At 71.8% G+C, this 17,512-nt stretch carries 16 protein-coding genes and 2 pseudogenes; 8 read left to right on the top strand and 10 right to left on the bottom strand.

The window, feature by feature from the left end:
- Positions 1-5: 5 nt before the first annotated feature.
- Both ACT2CW_RS47310 and ACT2CW_RS47305 read right to left on the bottom strand, forming a co-directional pair.
- Positions 6-899, bottom strand: a complete 894-nt coding sequence (locus ACT2CW_RS47310) for a helix-turn-helix domain-containing protein (RefSeq protein ID WP_445521064.1) — start codon at positions 897-899, stop codon at positions 6-8.
- A 118-nt stretch (positions 900-1,017) separates the two neighbouring features.
- On the bottom strand, positions 1,018-1,962 hold the full coding sequence (locus tag ACT2CW_RS47305; RefSeq protein WP_445521102.1) for a LysR family transcriptional regulator: 945 nt from the start codon (positions 1,960-1,962) through the stop codon (positions 1,018-1,020).
- A gap of 96 nt (positions 1,963-2,058) precedes the next feature.
- Here ACT2CW_RS47305 and ACT2CW_RS47300 point away from each other — a divergent pair, with 96 nt between their 5' ends.
- Positions 2,059-2,886 carry an oxidoreductase gene (locus tag ACT2CW_RS47300; RefSeq protein WP_445521063.1) on the top strand — a complete coding sequence of 276 codons (828 nt, stop codon included), beginning with the start codon at positions 2,059-2,061 and terminating at the stop codon, positions 2,884-2,886.
- A gap of 105 nt (positions 2,887-2,991) precedes the next feature.
- On the opposite strand, the pseudogene ACT2CW_RS47295 reads toward ACT2CW_RS47300, so the two are convergent.
- Both ACT2CW_RS47295 and ACT2CW_RS47290 read right to left on the bottom strand, forming a co-directional pair.
- Positions 2,992-3,544: pseudogene (locus tag ACT2CW_RS47295) on the bottom strand (alpha/beta hydrolase family protein).
- A gap of 39 nt (positions 3,545-3,583) precedes the next feature.
- Positions 3,584-5,752, bottom strand: a complete 2,169-nt coding sequence (locus ACT2CW_RS47290) for an alpha-L-rhamnosidase C-terminal domain-containing protein (protein WP_445521062.1) — start codon at positions 5,750-5,752, stop codon at positions 3,584-3,586.
- 72 nt (positions 5,753-5,824) lie between these two features.
- Between ACT2CW_RS47290 and ACT2CW_RS47285 the strand changes: the two genes are divergently transcribed.
- Together ACT2CW_RS47285 and ACT2CW_RS47280 are read left to right on the top strand one after the other, a co-directional pair.
- Positions 5,825-6,727, top strand: a complete 903-nt coding sequence (locus tag ACT2CW_RS47285) for a TetR/AcrR family transcriptional regulator (protein WP_445521061.1) — start codon at positions 5,825-5,827, stop codon at positions 6,725-6,727.
- Between the two features lie 112 nt (positions 6,728-6,839).
- A complete protein-coding gene (locus ACT2CW_RS47280; RefSeq protein ID WP_164426259.1) occupies positions 6,840-7,589 on the top strand; it encodes a CPBP family intramembrane glutamic endopeptidase in 750 nt (249 codons plus the stop codon).
- Here the strand turns inward: ACT2CW_RS47280 and ACT2CW_RS47275 are convergent.
- Together ACT2CW_RS47275 and ACT2CW_RS47270 are read right to left on the bottom strand one after the other, a co-directional pair.
- Positions 7,579-7,869 (bottom strand): annotated as a pseudogene (locus ACT2CW_RS47275) (ATP-binding protein); the annotation flags it as partial. The gene ACT2CW_RS47280 and the pseudogene ACT2CW_RS47275 overlap by 11 nt on opposite strands.
- A 39-nt stretch (positions 7,870-7,908) precedes the next feature.
- On the bottom strand, positions 7,909-9,075 hold the full coding sequence (locus ACT2CW_RS47270) for an abortive phage infection protein (protein ID WP_445521060.1): 1,167 nt from the start codon (positions 9,073-9,075) through the stop codon (positions 7,909-7,911).
- Between the two features lie 166 nt (positions 9,076-9,241).
- Between ACT2CW_RS47270 and ACT2CW_RS47265 the strand changes: the two genes are divergently transcribed.
- The 3 genes from ACT2CW_RS47265 (at position 9,242) to ACT2CW_RS47255 (ending at position 11,655) form a co-directional block, all read left to right on the top strand.
- Positions 9,242-10,450, top strand: coding sequence for a sensor histidine kinase (locus ACT2CW_RS47265; protein ID WP_445521059.1), 1,209 nt, complete (start codon positions 9,242-9,244; stop codon positions 10,448-10,450).
- Between the two features lie 4 nt (positions 10,451-10,454).
- A complete protein-coding gene (locus ACT2CW_RS47260) occupies positions 10,455-11,108 on the top strand; it encodes a response regulator transcription factor (protein WP_445521058.1) in 654 nt (217 codons plus the stop codon).
- A 175-nt stretch (positions 11,109-11,283) separates the two neighbouring features.
- Positions 11,284-11,655, top strand: coding sequence for a hypothetical protein (locus ACT2CW_RS47255; protein WP_164426057.1), 372 nt, complete (start codon positions 11,284-11,286; stop codon positions 11,653-11,655).
- Between the two features lie 25 nt (positions 11,656-11,680).
- On the opposite strand, the gene ACT2CW_RS47250 is transcribed toward ACT2CW_RS47255, so the two are convergent.
- Genes ACT2CW_RS47250 through ACT2CW_RS47235 form a run of 4 tightly spaced genes read right to left on the bottom strand, consistent with a single transcriptional unit; the run spans position 11,681 to position 15,462 of the window.
- Positions 11,681-12,136: a MaoC family dehydratase gene (locus ACT2CW_RS47250; RefSeq protein WP_086880758.1), complete on the bottom strand. Its 456-nt coding sequence runs from the start codon at positions 12,134-12,136 to the stop codon at positions 11,681-11,683.
- Complete coding sequence (gene menE, locus ACT2CW_RS47245; RefSeq protein WP_164426055.1) at positions 12,133-13,659, bottom strand: o-succinylbenzoate--CoA ligase; 1,527 nt, start codon at positions 13,657-13,659, stop codon at positions 12,133-12,135. Before menE ends, ACT2CW_RS47250 begins: the two co-directional genes overlap by 4 nt.
- Positions 13,660-13,669: 10 nt before the next feature.
- Positions 13,670-14,545: an amidohydrolase family protein gene (locus tag ACT2CW_RS47240; protein WP_445521057.1), complete on the bottom strand. Its 876-nt coding sequence runs from the start codon at positions 14,543-14,545 to the stop codon at positions 13,670-13,672.
- The gene (locus tag ACT2CW_RS47235) at positions 14,545-15,462 is read right to left on the bottom strand and encodes an SDR family NAD(P)-dependent oxidoreductase (protein ID WP_164426051.1); all 918 of its coding nucleotides are present in this window, start codon (positions 15,460-15,462) and stop codon (positions 14,545-14,547) included. Before ACT2CW_RS47235 ends, ACT2CW_RS47240 begins: the two co-directional genes overlap by 1 nt.
- A gap of 245 nt (positions 15,463-15,707) precedes the next feature.
- On the opposite strand from ACT2CW_RS47235, the gene ACT2CW_RS47230 reads away from it, so the two are divergent.
- On the top strand, positions 15,708-16,133 hold the full coding sequence (locus ACT2CW_RS47230; protein WP_138913728.1) for a MarR family winged helix-turn-helix transcriptional regulator: 426 nt from the start codon (positions 15,708-15,710) through the stop codon (positions 16,131-16,133).
- Between the two features lie 356 nt (positions 16,134-16,489).
- A complete protein-coding gene (locus tag ACT2CW_RS47225) occupies positions 16,490-17,497 on the top strand; it encodes an MFS transporter (protein WP_445521056.1) in 1,008 nt (335 codons plus the stop codon).
- Positions 17,498-17,512: the final 15 nt, after the last annotated feature.

Here is a 17,512-nt window from a genome sequence, read left to right as displayed (position 1 = left end):
GGCCCTCACTCGGCGAGCAGAACGCTGGTGACCTGATCGGGCAGGAAGTCCAGCGGGTCGCCGGGCTTGGAGGACGCCCGGCGGGTTCCGAACCGGCCCGGCGTACAGCCGACCCGGTCCTTGAAGGCCCGGGTGAAATGGGCCTGGTCGTAGTAGCCCGCGAGGGCCGCCGCCTCCGCCCACGGCAGACCGCCGTCCTGTAGGCGCAGCGCCTCCTGTAGCCGCAGCACCTGGGCGAACTGCTTCGGTGGCAGGCCGACTTGTTCGCGGAACCGCCGCTCCAGCCGACGGCGGCTCCATCCGGTCCCGGTGGCCAGGTCCGCCACGCGTATCCGGCCGTGGGTGCGTCCCAGCCGCCGCCATGCCCAGACCACCTCGGGCGCGCACTCCGGCCCGGCCTGGGCACGGGCCGCGAACACCGCGTCGAGCAGGGCGAAGCGCGATGTCCAGTCGCGGCACTCGGACAGGCGGCAGAGGAGACGGCCCGCCTCCCGGCCGAGGAGATCGGCCGGGTCCAGGTTGCGCTCCGCCAGCTCGGCCATCGGCATGCCGAAGAAGCGGAAGGCCGCGATCGGCGTCAGCATGACCGTCACACCGGACAGCTGGCCGGTGTGCTCGCCCAGCGTGGCGGTGGCCCGTAAGCCGTTGATCATTGAGGTTCCGGTGACGGACTGGCGCGGATCCACCGCGTCGGCGATCCGTACCGGCTCGCCGAACCCGAGCATCACCTTCACCACACCGTCCGGCACCAGCAGCCGACATCGGGGCTGCCGCGCCCCGAACCGGAAGCCCCGGTATCCCAGCACATGCTCGCGCGCGGCGGCGCCGGGTTTCCTGGTGATCAGCTCTCGTGAATCCGCCGCACTCGATAAGGTCCTCGGCGAGTGCTTCTTGTTCATTTTGCTTCCCCCTCGTGTCCGTGGATCGGTCACATAAGGCCCATCGTGTCCGGCGTGGGGACAGGGGGACCGCAGGGATCAGGCCAATGCGGCCGGCGGGGCCGAGCCAGTGCACCGACTACGGCCGCCGTCCGGCCAGGCGTCGGACTCCACGCCAGGCTCCGGCTGTGCACTGCCCGGTGGCCTGCCGGCAGGCCCGTATGTAGTCCAGCACCAGTGGACGGTCGTCATCGGCGCGCCGGGCGAGTGCGTACTGGCTCGGTGAGAGGCCGCGCACCGGCCGGGTCACGACGCCGCCCAGGGTGATGAGCGGCGCGTTCCCGCCGGCCAGCAGGCAGACCCCGCGCCCGTCGACCAGCGCCTCGTACGTCTCCTCGGTACTGGCGATCTCGGCGCCGATAATCGGTGGCCGGCCGCCACGGGCGTCCGTGGCGAGCCAGTACTCCCGGAGCGCACCGGCGCTCGGCGGCAGCGCGAGGAACGGCTCGTCCAGCAGGTCGGCGAAGTCGACCGTGTCCCGGGCGGCCAGGGGATGTTCCTCGGGCAGTGCGACCAGACGGTGTTCCTGGGCCACCACCACCCAGGTGTAGCGGTCCGGATCGGGCATCGGGAGCCAGACGAAGGCGAGGTCGCTTGAGCCGTCCGCGAGACCCGCGGTCGGATCCTCCCAGCTCACCTGGCGCAGTTTCATCAGGGCGTCGGGGTGGGCGTCGGTGAACCGGGACCTGATCCCCGGCAGCAGACCGCCGCGGCCCGGGCTGGTGCTCATCCCCACGACGAGGGTCGCCCGTTGCCCGGCCTTGGCCTTCTCGACCGCGTCCCGCGCGGCGTCCCATGCGGCGAGCACCTGCTGGGCGTGCGGCAGCAGCGCGGTGCCCACCGGTGTGAGCCGGACACTTCTGCCGTCCCGTACGAACAGCGGCGCGCCGAGCTGACGCTCCAGCATCCGGATCTGCTTGCTCAGCGCCGGCTGTGAGATGAACAGCCGCTCGGCCGCGCGGGTGAAGTGCAACTCCTCGGCCACGGCGGTGAAGTACCGGAGATCTCTCCCATGCACATCCATAACCATCGGTTATCACAGCGTGTCTTGGACGCGCAAAGGACTTCTCCGCGAGAGTCGACCCCGGAGAGCACAACACTTGAGTGAAAGGGATGTCCGATGGGCAAGGTCTGGCTGGTGACCGGGGCGAACAGTGGCTTCGGCCGGGCGATCACCGAGGCCGCGGTGGCCGCCGGGGACGTGGTCGTGGCCACCGCACGCCGTGTGGAGGCGCTGAGCGATCTCGTGGCCGCGCACCCCGACCAGGTGGAGGCGCTGACGCTGGACGTCACCGACATCGCCGGGATCGAGGCCACCGTGCGGGATGTGGTGAGCCGTCACGGCAGGGTCGACGTCCTGGTCAACAACGCGGGGCGCGGCCATGTCGGCGCGGCCGAGGAGACCACAGACGCTGAGCTGCGTTCGCTGTTCGACCTGCATGTCTTCGGGCCCGCCGCCCTGGTCAGGGCCGTGCTACCCGCCATGCGGGCTCGGCGCTCCGGTGTGATCGTCCAGATGAGCAGCATGGGCGGCCAGATGTCCTTCGCCGGATTCTCCGCCTACAGCGCCACCAAATTCGCCCTGGAGGGATTCTCGGAGGCGCTGGTGGAGGAGGTGCGCCCGCTCGGTATCAAGGTGCTCATCGTGGAGCCCGGCGCCTTCCGCACCAGCCTGATGGACAACACCGGCGCCAGCGCGGAGATCGCCGACTACGCCGAGACGGTCGGGCCCACCCGGCGGATGACCCGGACCGCCGGGGGCGCGGAGCCGGGCGACCCGGCCAGGGCCGCGGCGGCGATCCTGGCCGCCCTGAACGCCGAGCCCACGCCGCTGCGGCTGCCCCTGGGCAGCGACGCGGTCGACGCGGTCCTCACCCACCTCGACGCCATCCGCTCCGACGTCACCACCTGGGAGAAGACCGCGCGCGACACCGCCTATCCGCGGTAGACGCCACCTCGGGCGTTCACCGTTGGGGGATGTGGTCGGTTTCCCACTGGGCGGCGTACCAGCCCAGTGCGCCCGGCCCGTGGCCGGACGCCGATGGCCGCCGTATCAGGCCGGTGAGGTGACGGTCCGGCCGAGATGGCGGGCGAAGAACCGGACCGCGCTGTCGGCCTCGAACCTGGGCACTTCCTTGTGCCTGCCCGCGTTGGCGTGCAACGTCTTCTCCTTCGAGGCGAAGGCGTCGAACAACGCCAGACCGGACTGGCGCGGGATGTGCTCGTCGTCCCACTGGAGCACGAACTCGATGGGAATGGTGACCCGCTGGGCCGTCTCGGCCAAGTCGTGCCAGAAGATGCCGAAGACAGCGGCGGTGATCCTGGGATCGGCCGCCACCAGCGGCACCCGCCATCGCGCGCCGCATCGCGGCGATCTCCCGCTCATCGACCGCCGTACGCGGCCGGCCGCCATGACCGGGCGCGTCGATGACGGCGACGTGGAAACCACAGCCGGCGACGAGGCGTTCCGCACGGCCCCACATCGCCGGAGCCTTCTTGTGGGTGCCGCCACCATGCCCCATGAGCACCAGCGGCGCGTGCTCGGGGCCGGACGCGGGGGACCAGAGCACACCGGCGACCTCACCGACGGTGAAGTCGCGTTCCATCACACCGCCGGACGACGTCTCCGCGGTGAACTGCGGGCCCTACCCCGCCCAGGCGAAGGTGGCGGTTCCACACACCCTTTCGAAGACCACTGCATCGCCCACACGGTGGGCGCCCCGGCCCGGTTCCCCCACCGGGCGGCCGTCGCGCCAGGCGATCCGGCCGTTCACGGCGATGGTGCGGTCCTTGTGGAGGAGGGGAACCGCGACCCGTCCGGCCGTGCCGTCCGGTGCCCGGACGGTGAGGACGAACGAGTCGTCGCCCGCCCCGCGCCGCCACCGCACCGACAACGCGCCCGCCGGCACCGGGACGTCGCCCTGTGCCCAGCGCAGATCGACCGGCTCGGGCTCCACCGCCCACCTGCGGTAGCCGTCGGCGAGCGGTCGGACGCCGAGCACGTTCATCGACAGCGCGGGCACCGCGGTACTCCAGGCGTGGGCCATGCCGACGTGTCCGCCCCAGGCCAGTGAGGTGCCGGGCCGGGGCACGGCCGGCTGCCCGTCGGCACCGGCCTCCTCCCACGGTGTTCCGGGACCCGTGCGGATCATGTGGTCCCATGCGGTGCGGATCAGCCCGAGCGCTCCGGCGCCGTCCCCGTGGCGGAACCGGCCCAGGCTCTCCTGGGCCAGCACATACGGGGAGATGTACCGCGTCATATAGGGGTTGTCCGGGTGCCGGGTGGTGAGCGTGCCGTACGGGCCGCTGAGGTGGGTGTCCAGGTACGCGATGGCGCGCCGGGCCCGCGGGAGGTCGAGCACCCCGAAGGCGAGGGCGGCGGCGTTGGCATCGGCGGTGTGGTCGCGGCGCGGGTCGTCGGTGTTGAGCCTCATGGCCCCGGCCGCCGGATCCCACAGCCTGGTGAGGAGCGCGGCTCGGACCCGGTCCGCCCGGCGGTCGAGCGCTGCCGCGGCGCCCCGGTCGCCCGCAACGGACCGCTCGAGCCGGGCCAGTGAGCGCAGCGCCGCGTAGTAGGCGGCGTTGGTGGTGGCGTCGACGCCGGCGGCCCGGTCCGGGGTGTGCCAGTTCTGGGCGGGCAGCCCGTCGTAATCGGCGGTCCGGAACAGCCCGCCGTCAGCGTTCGGGGCGTGCTCGCCGAAGAACCGCAGGGCGCGGCGTGCGACGGGCAGGAGCGGCCGCACAAAGGCCCTGTCCCCGGTGAAGCGCAGGTAGTCGGCCACGCTGACGACCCACAGGAGGGTGAAGCTGTCGAGCCTGACCTGCCCGGCCGCGCCCGGCGGTTCGAACCCGGCCGGTGACCCGTCCGGCGGGCCGGGGTCGCCGGGCTCGCACGGCACATCGATCAGGCTGGTCGCCGGAAGCGTGCCGTCGGGCCGCTGCTGGCAGGCGAACAGGTTGATGGTGTCGCGCACTACGCGGCGGTAAGCGCCATCCTGCTGGTACGCGGCCAGGGCCACGAGCTGGACGTCACCCGCGTACACGGTCCGGTCCCGCTTGGGGCCGTCCATGACGACCCACGGCCGCCCCACGGCGGTACGACGCCCACGGGCCGTGGACAGCTCCAGTCCGTAGGCGCTGGCGTACCAGGCACGGTTGAGCACCGGGTCGCTGGAGAGGAAGTGCCCGTCGTACGCGCCGGGGAAGGCCGTCTGCCGCACCCGTACGAAGTCCAGGGCGAGCGAGCCGGGCCCGTCCAGCGTGATCGCGACGTACCGCTGGGAGCCGCGCAGGCCGGGGCTGCGCAGCACGGTGGATCCGCGCGGCGGGGCGTAGACGTCCGCACGTCCGTCGGGGTCGTCGTCGGTGCCCAGGGACCGGCCCCCGTGGAAGAAGCCGTCGGGATCGGGATCGGCGTCCCCCTCCGGGCCGAGGTACTGGCGCGCCTCCGCGTACGACGCTCTGATCGGCGCGCCGGACGCCCGCCGGATCCCCAACTCGACGTAGCCCCCGGCCAGTACGCCGAGGTCGATCACCAGTCGCGCGCCCCGCGGCGCGGTCGTGGTGAGGACCGCGGCCGCGCCGCCCTCCCGTAACACTCCGTCGGCGCCGGTGACGGTGCCACCGTCGCCCTCGGCGGTCACCGATGTGGGCCGCACGAACGTGCCGGGGACGCGCAGCACCTGTCGCCGCCAGGACGGGTCCGTGCCGACCGGCTCCCGGGACAGGGCCACCGCCCGGTCCCGTGGCCCGGCGGCGAGGGTCCCGGAGAGGGTGGCGGCGAGACAGACGAGGACCATGGTTGAACGAGTCATTCGGTGCGATGTCATTGTTTATGCTGTACGCATACGCTGAGTGCTGGTCAACGTTGGGCGGGGTGAGGGCGGATGGAATCCGGCCACAGCGGGGAAACGAGCGCCGTGCGCGGCCTGGAACTGCTCTGGGGCCTGGGCGAGCGCCCGAACCGAGGTCGGCGCCCGGCCCTCACCCTCGACCAGATCGTGCGCACCGCCATCCGGATCGCCGACGCGGAAGGGCTTGCCGCCGTGTCCATGCGCCGGGTCGCCGAACGGCTCGGCTGCACCACGATGTCCCTCTACCGGTATGTGCCCGGCAAGGCCGAGCTGCTCGACCTCATGACGGATGCCGTGATGGGCGAGGTCCCGCCGGCCGATGCCGCGCCGGGCGACTGGCGGACCCGGCTGGAGCTGTCCGCCCGCGCCGACTGGGGGCTCTACCAGCGTCACCCCTGGATCCTGCGCCTCCCGGCCGGGCGTCCTGCCCTGGGCCCCCACGGTTTCGCCTGGTACGAATCGGTTCTGCGGGTGCTCACCGCGACCGGTCTGCCCCCGGCGGCGCTGGTCCATGTCTTCGACCTGGTCGACGCCTATGTGCGGGGCGCCGCCCGCGACGCCCTCGACGCGGCCGCCGTCGAGCGCCATTCCGGCCTGACCGACGAGCAGTGGTGGGCCGCCCGCACCCACTTCTGGGACGCCGTCTTCGTCCCGGCGCGCTATCCGGTGGTGGCGAGCCTTCGCGCCGCGGGTGCCCTGCGTCACCCCCGCGACCGCGGCTTCGAGTTCGGCCTCCGGCTCGTGCTGGACAGCATCGAGACGTTCGTCCGGAACCAGCCCCATGGTCGTGACGAAACCTCAGGGCGTTACGGAACTCCCTGTCCGCAGTGCGGCAACCCCGTCTCCCGCCCCGCTTCCACCGGCCGCCCCCGTACCTACTGCTCCGACGCCTGCCGCCAACGGGCCTACCGCGCCCGCCGGTCCCGCCCGGCGTAGGAAGCCCGGTGCCGAAAATCCAGCCCGGAGTGGCAAAGCAGGACCAGATCATCTCGACCACCGAAGGCTCCGCGTTCCCTTCGCCGCGCCCGCGGTTACGCTCGTCCCCGTGATGCAGTCGTGGAAGGACCACGTCATCCGTCATCCACTGTGGGGCGCGGTGGAGTTGACGTTCGCATGGCACACCGTGCTGCTGCTCTTCGCCAAGGTGATCCTGCCTCCACTGGCGCCCTCCTGGTACCCGGACCTCGGCGCCACCGTGGTCAACGCCATCTGCGCGGCGGGGGTGTGGTTCGTACTGTGGCGGTGGGGCTGGCTGCGTGTCTCCGGGGTGGCCACGCTCGGCCGCCCGCGCCGCTGGTGGCTCGCCGCGCCGATGCTGCTGGTCGCCTGCTCGTACTCCGCGGCCGGCCTCGACGGCAGCGCGACCGTGGTCGTCAGCGGCCTGGTGTCGCTGCTGTGGGTCGGCGTCAACGAGGAGATGTACAGCCGGGGACTGGTCCAGGAGACCCTCGGCCCACTCGGCCCGGTGCGCGCGGCCGTCGGCGTCGCCGTCCTCTTCGGAGCGGGCCACATCCAGAACTTCCTGTTCTTCGGCGACCCGCTCGACGACACCCTGTGGCAGATGCTGTCCGCCGGATTCTTCGGCTTCACCTGCGCCGCACTGCGCTACGCGATCGGTTCGATCTGGCCGATGGCGGCCGTCCACGGACTCGACGACTTCTTCCAGATCCGCTCTCCCGGCTCGGCCCCGGACTGGTGGCAGGCGGGCGTGTACGCCTTCCATTTGGCGTACGGCCTGTGGCTGCTGCGCCGGTACGGCGCGGGCGGCGGATCCTGCGAGCGCTCGATCACCGCATGAGTGTCTCGAGAGACTGCTCGGCCCAGATGGTCTTGCCGTGGTCGGTGTATCGGGTGCCCCACTCCTGGGCGAGTTGGGCCACGAGGAAGAGGCCGCGCCCGCCCTCGTCGGTGGTGGCCGCGTGGCGCAGGTGCGGGGAGGTGCTGCTGGTGTCGGACACCTCGCAGATCAGGGCGCGGTCGTGGAGCAGCCGCACCTGGATGGGGCCGTTCGCATAGCGGATGGCGTTGGTGACCAGCTCGCTGAGCAGCAGTTCCGTCACACATGCCAGGTCGCCCTGAAGGTGTGAACAGCGGCCGCGGCCCTTGGCCCACGGCTTTCAGGGGCGCCGTCGGTGGCGGGCATACTCGCCGGCCAGGGCCCGGAAGGATTCCTTGGGCTCCCAGTGCCAGGGGGAATCCGGCTCCGCCGGACGGTCCCGGATCACCTTCACCAGGCTGTAGGCGGCCATGTCCAGGTCGAGTCGCGGCTCGCGGCGGTGCGGGGCGTCGGGCGTGACGAAGGTGTAGGCCATGGCCGCGTACAGGTTCATCGACTCGAACACATCGAGCACATCGGTCAGATACGCCGCCTGGGTGTGCTCGCTGCGCACCAGCCCCTTCTTGACCCGCGGCGGCGTCTTGTCGTAATCGACGACGTCCCAGCCCATACCGCCCAGGCGGGGTGCGCCCTCGAAGGTGCAGCAGCCGAACTCGGTGATCGCGAGCGGCTTGCCATGGCGCTGGTAGGTACGCAGCTCCTTGATGTGTCCGGCGCGGTTCGGGAACCAGCCGTAGTAGTCGACGCACACCAGGTCGAACAGGCCCCAGTCCACGTCCTCGTCCTGCGCGGCCCCGTACGACAGCGGCCCGCGGAAGACCGAGCGGCCGACGGCGGCGGCCCGTGCGGTGAAGCGGCGCAGTAGCCGGGCGGTCTTCACCGGGTCGTAGTCGCCCTTGACGAGGTTCTCGATCCGCTCGGTCGCGGTGGCACCGGGCACGATCCCGGGGACGAACAGCAGGAACTCACACCCCACGTTCAGATGTACCCGCACGCCCTGCCGGCGCAGCCGTTCGGCGAACCGTCCGGTCTCCGCGAGGTGGTCGAGGATGTCCGCGGCGGGAACATCGCCGAGGGTCGGCTCCAGCCAGACCCGCAGACCGCTCTCGGCCGCCTCGGCCGCGGTGCGGGTGAGCCGTTCGACGCCATCGCCGGTGATCTTCACCGTGTCCGCGTGCAGTTGGTGGCGGATCGCCCGCAGGTCGGCCCGGGTACGAGCCGCGCTCCACGCCGTCGCCGGCGTCTCGCCCTCGCCCACTTCGTAGACGACCCCGCGATAGCGCACCCCGCCAGGCCGGGCGCGCCCCGCCCGCTTTCGATCGGCCGGGGCGCGTGTGCTGTCGTGCCACTCCGCCGCGGCGGCGTACCCGGCGGGCAGTGCCGCGCCGACGGCGACCGCCCCCGCGAGCCGCAGCAACCGCGCCCTGCTGACCTGGACCGCACCCATGTCGTTCTCTCCCGTCTTCCGGATGACAGCAGCCTGCGGGGACCACCCGGGTCGGCACCATTCGCCGACCGTCCACAGGGAGATGGCGGGAGTTGGACCGATGGCCGAGGGGCCCCTGGCCGGTCGGCCGATGTGCCGCCCTGCGCGGCCCGCATACCCTCATCTCATGACCAACGCGCTCGACCCCGCCCTCCCGGCCGGGCACACCCGCCGCGACCGGGCGGTGGACGCGGGACTCTTCTGCGCGGCCGTCTTCCTCGGCATGGTCGTGCTCGGCGTGGTGAAGGAGCAGGGCGATCTGCCGGGGTGGGCGGCGGAACTGGACCCGCTGCTGGGGCTCGTGGCCTGCTGTGCGCTGTGGTGGCGGCGTGACTTCCCGCTCGTAGTCGCGCTGATCGGGCTGCCCGCGGTGGCGCTGGCGACCAGCGCTCTGCCTGCCGGCGCGATGATCGTCACCAATCTCGCGCTCCGTCTCCGCTGGCGGCGGGCGCTGCTGATGCTCGGCGCGTATGTGGTGTGCATGGTGCCCTCCGGTCTGCTGCTGTCGGGGACAGCTGACGACCTGTGGTTCGACGCCGCGTTCTCGCTGGCCTACCTCCTGGCCGCCTTCGCCTCGGGCAACGCCCTGCGGTCCCGGCGGCTGCTCGTCGAGCGGCTGCGCGTGGACGCCGAGCGGGCCCGCGCCGAGGACGAGCGCCGGCTCGCCGACGCCCGCCGCGGCGAACGCCAGGCCATCGCCCGCGAGATGCACGACGTGCTGGCGCACCGCATCTCCCTGGTCTCCGTGCACGCGGGCGCGCTGGCCTACCGCACCCGGCAGGCGGAGGCGGGCGCCGGACCCGCGCTGAGCGGCGCCGAGGTCGCCGAGAGCGCCGAGGTGATCCGGGGAAACGCGCACCAGGCCGTGGAGGAGTTGCAGGAGGTGCTGCACCTGCTGCGGGCGGAGGGCGACGGAGAGCCGGTCTCGCTGCTGCCACGGATCGCGGACATCGACGGTCTGGTCGCGGATGCCCGTGCCACGGGCCAGCCGGTGGACTTCCGTACCGAGCTGGCCGCCGACGCCGTCCGCGACCTGCGGGGACAAATGCACCGGACCGTCTACCGCGTGGCGCAGGAGGGCCTGACCAACGCCCGCAAGCACGCGCCTGGCACGCCCGTCAGCCTACGTCTGACCGGAGGGCCCGGAGGCGGGCTCACGGTGGAGGTCCGCAACGGGCTGCCCGCCGCGCCACGCGCCGAGGGGGCGGTCCCGGGCACCGGCGGCGGTCTGACCGGGCTCGCCGAACGGGTCCGTCTCGACGGCGGCACCCTCGACCACACCGCCACCGACGGCGCCTTCACGCTGCGCGCCCGGCTACCGTGGCCCGCGAGGTGACGCCATGATCCGAGTGCTGCTGGCCGACGACGACCCCCTGGTGCGGACCGGGCTGAAGATGATGCTGCGCGGGGCGGGCGGTATCGAGGTCGTGGGGGAGGCGTCGGACGGCGCCGAGGTGGCCGCCGCCGTCTGCGAACACGCGCCCGACGTGGTCCTGATGGACATCCGGATGCCGGTCATGGACGGCCTCGCGGCCACCCGCGAGCTCACCCGGCGCGGTGCCCAGGCACCCCAGGTGATCGTGCTGACCACCTTCGACGAGCACGGCCTGGTGCTGGAGGCGATGCGTTCCGGCGCCGCCGGGTACCTCGTCAAGCACGCCGTGCCCGAGGAAATCGTCGAGGCGGTACGGCGGGCCGCCTGCGGCGAGCCCGCGCTGTCGCCGTCCGCCGCGCGTGCCCTCATCCGGCACGCGGCGGTCGGGCCGGACGACCGCGCCGAACTCGCCCGGCAGCGGCTGGCGTTGCTCACCGAACGCGAGCGCGAGGTGGCCGAGGCGGTCGCCGAGGGCCTGTCCAACACCGAGATCGGCACCCGCCTGCACCTTTCCCTCGGCACGGTCAAGGCCCACCTCTCCAGCGCCCTGGCCAAACTGGACCTCGAGAACCGTGTCCAGCTCGCCCTCCTCACCCACGACGCCCATCCGCGACCCTGACCCGAGGGCGTACGGATCCGACCGCCGGGCTGCGCCACCGGCGGCGTCCGCCGGTGCGCCGAGGGTGGCGGCGGCAAGCCCCGCCGCTTGAACGGGAGTTGTGCCATCGAGATCCAATAACTGCTTTAATTGGGTAGCTGATCTTGAGCCCCGGCCCCTCGGAAAGGCAGCCTTGATGTCCCCGGTCCTCTACTCGTCCCGCTCCCGTTCCGAGGTCCCGTTCGAGGCTGCCGACGCCGGTGTTCTCCGCGTCATGTCCGACTCCCGCACTCCGGTGTTCTGTACCGTGCACGCGAGCGGCCGACGCCGGTACGGCTACTGGCAGCCGTACGACTCCGTCACCAACAGGGGCGGCTGCTATGTCGCGCTGCCCACCCCGGTATGCGACAGGCTGTACTCCCAGGGGCGGATCACCCTCGGTGAGCCCCTGGTGGATCCGGCCAAGACCACCTACCGCGTATGGCCCGCGCATGGCCCGGTCGCGCCGGTACGCATCCCGGCGTCGCGTCTGCCCGCGAGGGCGGTGGCACAGGTGCTCGCCGCCTGAGTCGGACGTAGAGCGGCGGCCGGAGTCAGACGTAGAAGCGGGAAAGGCTCCGCACCACGGCCGCGGGCTTCGTGCCGCCCTCCACCTCGATCGTGCCGTCGACGGTGATCTGGACGCCGCCGGGTACGTCCTCGACCGAGGTGAGCCGGGCCACGAGCCGTATGCGGGATCCGGCCTTCACCGGTGCGGGGAAGCGCACCTTGTCCAGACCGTAGTTGACCTTGGTGGTCACACCCCGTACGTCCAGCAGTTGGGTGAAGAGGGGGATGAACAGGGACAACGTGAGATAGCCATGTGCGATCGGCGCGCCGAAGGGGCCCTGGGCCGCACGCTCAGGGTCGGTGTGGATCCACTGGTGATCGCCGGTGGCATCGGCGAAGGTGTCGATGCGGTCCTGGGTGACCTCGATCCACTCGCTGGTGCCGAGGTCCGCGTCGGCGAGCTTCTTCAGTTCGTCCAGGCCGTTGACGGTGATGGTCATGAATCGGCTTCCTGTTCAGGGGCGGGGGTGCCGTAGCGGTCGCGCACCCGGGACTTGAGGAGCTTGCCGGAGGCGGTGCGCGGAAGTTCGTCCGCCACCACCACCGACTTGGGGATCTTGTATTTGGCGAGCCGCCCGGACAGCGATGCCAGCACCTGCTCCGGGTCGAGTTCGGCGCCCGCCGCCGGGACGACGACCGCGCGGGGCACCTCGCCCCATCTGTCGTCCGGGACACCGATCACCGCGCACTCGGCGATGTCCGGGTGGGCGAGCAGGAGGTCCTCGATCTCGGCGGGGTAGACGTTCTCGCCACCGGAGATGATCATGTCCTTGATCCGGTCGACGATGTACACATAGCCGTCTTCGTCGACCCGCGCCGCGTCCCCGCTGCGGAACCAGCCGCCCGCGAAGGCGGCCTCCGTCTCCTCGGGCAGCCCCCAGTAGCCGGACATCACATGTGGCCCGCGCACCACCACTTCGCCGGTCTCGCCGATGCCGACCGGGGTGAGGTCGGGCCGTACGACCCGTACGTCGCTGAAGAAGTGCGGTACGCCCGCCGAGCCCGCCTTGTCGGCGGCGTGCTCGGCGTCCAGGAAGAGGGCGCCGGGCGCGGCCTCGGTCATGCCGTAGCCCTGGAGGAAGGTGAGCCCGCGCTCCTGGTAGGTGGCGATGAGCGGGGTCGGCACGGGCGATCCGCCGCAGGTGAGGATGCGGAGCGAGGACAGATCGGCGTTCGCCCAGCGGGGATGCCGGGCCACCTGGCCGAACATCGTCGGCACTCCGAACATGAAGGTGATGCGATGCCGTTCGATCAGATCGAGGGTCGTCCCCGGGTCGAAGGACTCCACCAGGACGCAGGTGCCGCCCTTGAGCAGCACCGGCAAGGTGATCATGTTCAGGCCGGCGGTGTGGAACAGCGGGGCGGACACCAGGGCGCGCTCATCGGCGAACAGATCGTGGTCGACCAGCACATTGACGGCGTTCCAGACGATGTTGGCGTGGCTGAGCATCGCGCCCTTGGGGCGGCCGGTCGTCCCCGATGTGTACATGATGAGGCAGGTGTCGTCGGGGGAGACCGGCTCGTCGATCGGCTCGGTCGGCGCGGCTGCCAGGATCTGTTCGTATGCGTCGCCGATCTCGACGCGGATCCGTACATCGGTGCCGGCCGGCAGTCCGGCGACGAGCCCGGCGTGTGCGGCGCCGTGGATGAGGGCCTTGGCGCCGGAATCGGCGAGCTGGTAGGCGATCTCGGGGCCGGTGAGCCGGGTGTTGAGGGGGACGAAGACGGCGCCGAGGAGACCGGCGGCGAACAGGGTCTCCAGATAGGCGGGGTGGTTGGGGCCGAGATGGGCGATGCGGTCGCCGCGCCTGACGCCCCGGGCGCGCAGGGCGTGGGCGAGGCGGGTGGTGCGGGTGTGCAGGGTGCGGTAGTCGGTCGACTGCTCGCCGTGGATCAGGGCGGTGCGGTGCGGGGTCTTACGGGCCCGGCGTGCGGGCCATGACCCCAGTCCCTCGTTGCGCATCTGGCACCCCTTACGGTGTGGTCAGCCCGAGCAGCCGGGCCGCGTTCTCCTTGAGGATCTTCGGCCTGACCGCGTCCTTGATGGAGAGCTTGTCGAAGTCGGCCAGCCATCGGTCCGGGGTGAGCACCGGGAAGTCCGAACCGAACAGGACCTTGTCCTTCAGCAGCGTGTTGGCGTACTGCACAAGCTGCGGCGGGAAGTACTTCGGCGACCAGCCGGACAGGTCGATGTGCACGCCGGGCTTGTGGGTCGCCACCGCCAGCGCCTCGTCCTGCCAGGGGAACGACGGATGCGCCAGGATGATCTTCAGATGCGGGAAGTCGGCGGCCACGTCGTCCACATGGAGCGGGTTGGAGTACTTGAGGCGGATCCCGCCCCCGCCGGGCACACCGGCGCCGATGCCGGTCTGGCCGGTGTGGAAGAGAGCGATGGTGCCGGTCTCCTCGATCACCTCGTACAGGCCGTACGCCACCGAGCGGTCGTCGGGGAAGAAGCCCTGGATGCTGGGGTGGAACTTGAAGCCCTTCACACCGTACTCCTCGACCAGCCGCCGGGCCCGCTTCACACCCGCCTTCCCCCGGAAGGGGTCGATGGAGGCGAAGGGGATGAGCACGTCCGCGTTGGCGGCGGCGGCCTCGGCCACCTCCTCGTTCGGGACGGGCTCGGTACCGGTGGCGGACTCGGCGTCCACCGTGAAGATGACGGCGGCCATCCGCCGCTCGCGGTAGTAGGCGGCCGTCTCCTCGAGGGTGGGCTTCCGGTTGCCCTCGACCTTGAAGTAGCCGGCGGAGGCGTCGTGCAGATCGTCGGCCAGGGAGGAGTGGCCCTTGGAGGACACCTCCGCGTGGGTGTGGACGTCGATGGCGACCAGATTTTCCAGGTCCATCACGCCTCCGGGGTCTTCGGCGCGGGGATGCCCACCGTCTGCGGCTCGGCGCCGACCGATGTGGGCCAGGCGGCGGCGAGGGCTTCGGGGGTCCAGCCGCCGTCGGCGTAGGCGGCCCGGATCTCCTGCGGATGCGACCAGAGCGCCACCTTGTCGCCGCCGATGCCGACGCACTGGCCGGTGATGCCGCGGGCGGCGTCGGAGGCCAGGAAGGGGACGAGGGCGGCGCAGTCCTCCGGGGTCCCGAATCCCTCGCCCTTGCGCAGGAAGTCCGGCAGCGGTTCACCGTTCCTCAGGGCCTCCACATACGGGGCGAAGGCGGGAATGGTCTCGGTCATCGCGGTGGCGGCGACCGGCACGATCGCGTTGACGGTGATGTTCGCGCGGGACAGCTCCATGGACCAGGTGCGGGCCATGGCGGCGATTCCGGCCTTGGCGGCCGCGTAGTTGGTCTGGCCGAAGTTGCCGCGCTGCCCGGCCGGGGAGCCGACGAGGACGAGTGTGCCGCCTTCACCCTGCTCGCGCATGCGCACGGCGGCGGCGCGTCCGCAGGTGAAGGTGGCGCGCAGATGGGTCGTGATGACCGCGTCGAAGTCCTCGTCGGTCATCTTCCACAGCACCTTGTCGCGCAGGATGCCCGCGTTGGTGACCAGGACGTCGAGCCGGCCGAACTCCTCGACGGCACGGCTCACCAGCCGGTCCGCGGCCTCCGCGGAGCCGACCGGGACCACCTCGGCCACGGCGGTGCCACCGGCCTCGGTGATGGACTTGACGGCCCGTTCGGCCACGGCTTCGTCGACGTCGTTGACGACCACGGACGCGCCGTGGGCGGCGAGGGCGTGTGCGTAGGCGAGGCCGAGACCCCGGCCGCTGCCGGTGACGACGGCGGCCTTGCCGGTCAGATCGATGGTGGGCACGAGCGGGTCCCTTCGCATGGGGTGCGTCTGTGCCGCGCCGGGTGCGGCGGCGAGATCGAAGCTAAGCGCAATAATTGTTGTCGTCAACAGTTGTTGTCGACCTCGGGTGCGTCATGCTGGACTCTGCACACGAGACCCACCCCTCCGGGAGCCGAGACCGGCGCCCCGGGGCCGAGACCAGGGAGCCCGCCATCGCCCGCCGGCACACCGACACCCCGCCCCCCATCGACGCGGACGAACCGTGGATGCGGGAGCTGCACGCGGACACGGGCTATCTGCTGTACCGCCTCGGTCTGCGCTCCGGTCAGCTGTTCAACACCTTCCTCCAGGAGTCGGGGCTGCGGCTGCGGCACTACGCCGTGCTGCGCTATCTCGCCACCTGCGAGGGCGCGTTGCAGCGAGAGCTCAGCGCGCGGCTCGGCTATGACCCCAGCGCGATCGTCGGCCTGGTGGACGACCTGGAGAAGCTCGGCTTCGCCGAGCGCCGCCCCGCCCCCGACGACCGCCGCAGCCGGATCGTCGTCCTCACCGAGGACGGCCGCGCGTTCCTCCGCGACACGGATCAGGCGGGCCGGCGGGTGACCGACGAACTGCTCACCCCGCTCGCCCCCGCCGAACGGGAGGCGCTGCACACGCTCCTGGCGCGCGTCGCCGGGAACGGGCTCGCCTGACGCTTCACTCGGCGAACGGGCCCTTCCGCGACGAACTCGTTTCCCTGCGCTCGCGCTGCGACAGCCCGCAGGGATTCGTCCGGACCCTGCCGGACGCGTGGGCACGTCAGCTCGCGGTGGCGGGCACGCCGTCACAGGCACGGTCCCAGCTGACGGACCTGTTCGACGCGGGTGAAGACGACCGTCAGCCTCGGCCGACGTCGGACCGCCGTATTCGCCCTGTTCTTCCTGCCCGGCCTGGCCATGGCGTCCTGGGTGACGCGCACCCCCGACGTGCGCGACCTGCTCGGAGCCTCCACCGGACGCATGGGCCTGGTGCTGTTCGGACTCTCGGTCGGATCCATGGTCGGCATCCTGTGCTCGGGACCGCTGGTGGCCCGCTGGGGCGCCCGGCCCCTCATCGCGGCCGGAACGCTGGCGACCGCCGCGGGCCCGGCGTCATCGGCCTCGGCGCGGCGGCGGGCGCGGACGTGGTCGTGGCCCTCGGGCTCGGGCTCATCGGCCTCGGGATGGGCGGTGGCGAGGTGGCCCTCGACGTCGAAGGCGCGGAGGTGGAACGGCTGCTCGGCCGGTCCACCCTCTCCGCGATGCACGGCTTCTACAGCTTCGGTACGGTGGTCGGCGCGGTCGCCGGCATGGCTCTGACCGCCGTCTCGTTCCCCGTCCTGTGGCATCTCGCCGTCGTCACCGTGGTGGTGATGGCCGTACTGGTGCCGATGATCCGATGCGTTCCCGCCGGGGTGGGCCGACGAACCGGCAGCGGCGACGGCACGCACGCGCGGGCCTCCGCGCGCCCCGCGGTGTGGAGGGAGCCGAGACTGCTGCTCCTCGGCGGCATCATCCTCGCCCTCGCCATGGCCGAGGGAACGGCGAACGACTGGCTCCCGCTGGTCATGGTCGACGGCCATGGCTTCGACCCCGCGCTCGGATCGGCCGTGTACGCGGTCTTCGCGGCCTCGATGACTGTCGGCCGCTTCGTGGGCGGCCGGTTCGTCGACCGCTACGGACGCGCGGCCGCCCTGTGCGCCAGCGCGGTCGTCGGCGCGGTCGGCATCGCACTCGTGATCCTGGTCGACAATCAGGCTGTCGCGGCGGCAGCCGCCGTCCTGTGGGGCGTCGGCGCGTCCCTGGGCTTTCCCGTCGCGCTCTCCGCGGTCGGCGACTCCGGCGACAACTCGGCCGCAAGGGTCTCCCTCGCCGCCACCGTCGGCTACGTCGCCTTCCTCGTGGGACCGCCCTCGCTCGGCCATCTCGGCGAGCAGTTCGGACTCCGGAACGCGCTGTTGGTGGTCCTGATACTCGTGGTGGCCGCGTCCTTCGTCACGCCCGCCGCCCGCACGGCCCATCCCGCACCCAGCCCGTGAGCGGGCAACCGCCGT

It is taken from the genome of Streptomyces sp. NEAU-174 (assembly GCF_052665095.1).
Note: the sequence above shows the minus strand (reverse complement) of the source record. Positions and strands in the feature narration are given on the sequence as shown.

Bases quoted from the DNA above. Each gene is read 5' to 3' on its own strand.
- ACT2CW_RS47310 (WP_445521064.1), bottom strand. From the start codon at position 899: ATGAACAAGAAGCACTCGCCGAGGACCTTATCGAGTGCGGCGGATTCA.
- ACT2CW_RS47305 (WP_445521102.1), bottom strand. From the start codon at position 1,962: ATGGATGTGCATGGGAGAGATCTCCGGTACTTCACCGCCGTGGCCGAG.
- ACT2CW_RS47300 (WP_445521063.1), top strand. From the start codon at position 2,059: ATGGGCAAGGTCTGGCTGGTGACCGGGGCGAACAGTGGCTTCGGCCGG.
- ACT2CW_RS47290 (WP_445521062.1), bottom strand. From the start codon at position 5,752: ATGACTCGTTCAACCATGGTCCTCGTCTGTCTCGCCGCCACCCTCTCC.
- ACT2CW_RS47285 (WP_445521061.1), top strand. From the start codon at position 5,825: ATGGAATCCGGCCACAGCGGGGAAACGAGCGCCGTGCGCGGCCTGGAA.
- ACT2CW_RS47280 (WP_164426259.1), top strand. From the start codon at position 6,840: ATGCAGTCGTGGAAGGACCACGTCATCCGTCATCCACTGTGGGGCGCG.
- ACT2CW_RS47270 (WP_445521060.1), bottom strand. From the start codon at position 9,075: ATGGGTGCGGTCCAGGTCAGCAGGGCGCGGTTGCTGCGGCTCGCGGGG.
- ACT2CW_RS47265 (WP_445521059.1), top strand. From the start codon at position 9,242: ATGACCAACGCGCTCGACCCCGCCCTCCCGGCCGGGCACACCCGCCGC.
- ACT2CW_RS47260 (WP_445521058.1), top strand. From the start codon at position 10,455: ATGATCCGAGTGCTGCTGGCCGACGACGACCCCCTGGTGCGGACCGGG.
- ACT2CW_RS47255 (WP_164426057.1), top strand. From the start codon at position 11,284: ATGTCCCCGGTCCTCTACTCGTCCCGCTCCCGTTCCGAGGTCCCGTTC.
- ACT2CW_RS47250 (WP_086880758.1), bottom strand. From the start codon at position 12,136: ATGACCATCACCGTCAACGGCCTGGACGAACTGAAGAAGCTCGCCGAC.
- menE (WP_164426055.1), bottom strand. From the start codon at position 13,659: ATGCGCAACGAGGGACTGGGGTCATGGCCCGCACGCCGGGCCCGTAAG.
- ACT2CW_RS47240 (WP_445521057.1), bottom strand. From the start codon at position 14,545: ATGGACCTGGAAAATCTGGTCGCCATCGACGTCCACACCCACGCGGAG.
- ACT2CW_RS47230 (WP_138913728.1), top strand. From the start codon at position 15,708: ATGCGGGAGCTGCACGCGGACACGGGCTATCTGCTGTACCGCCTCGGT.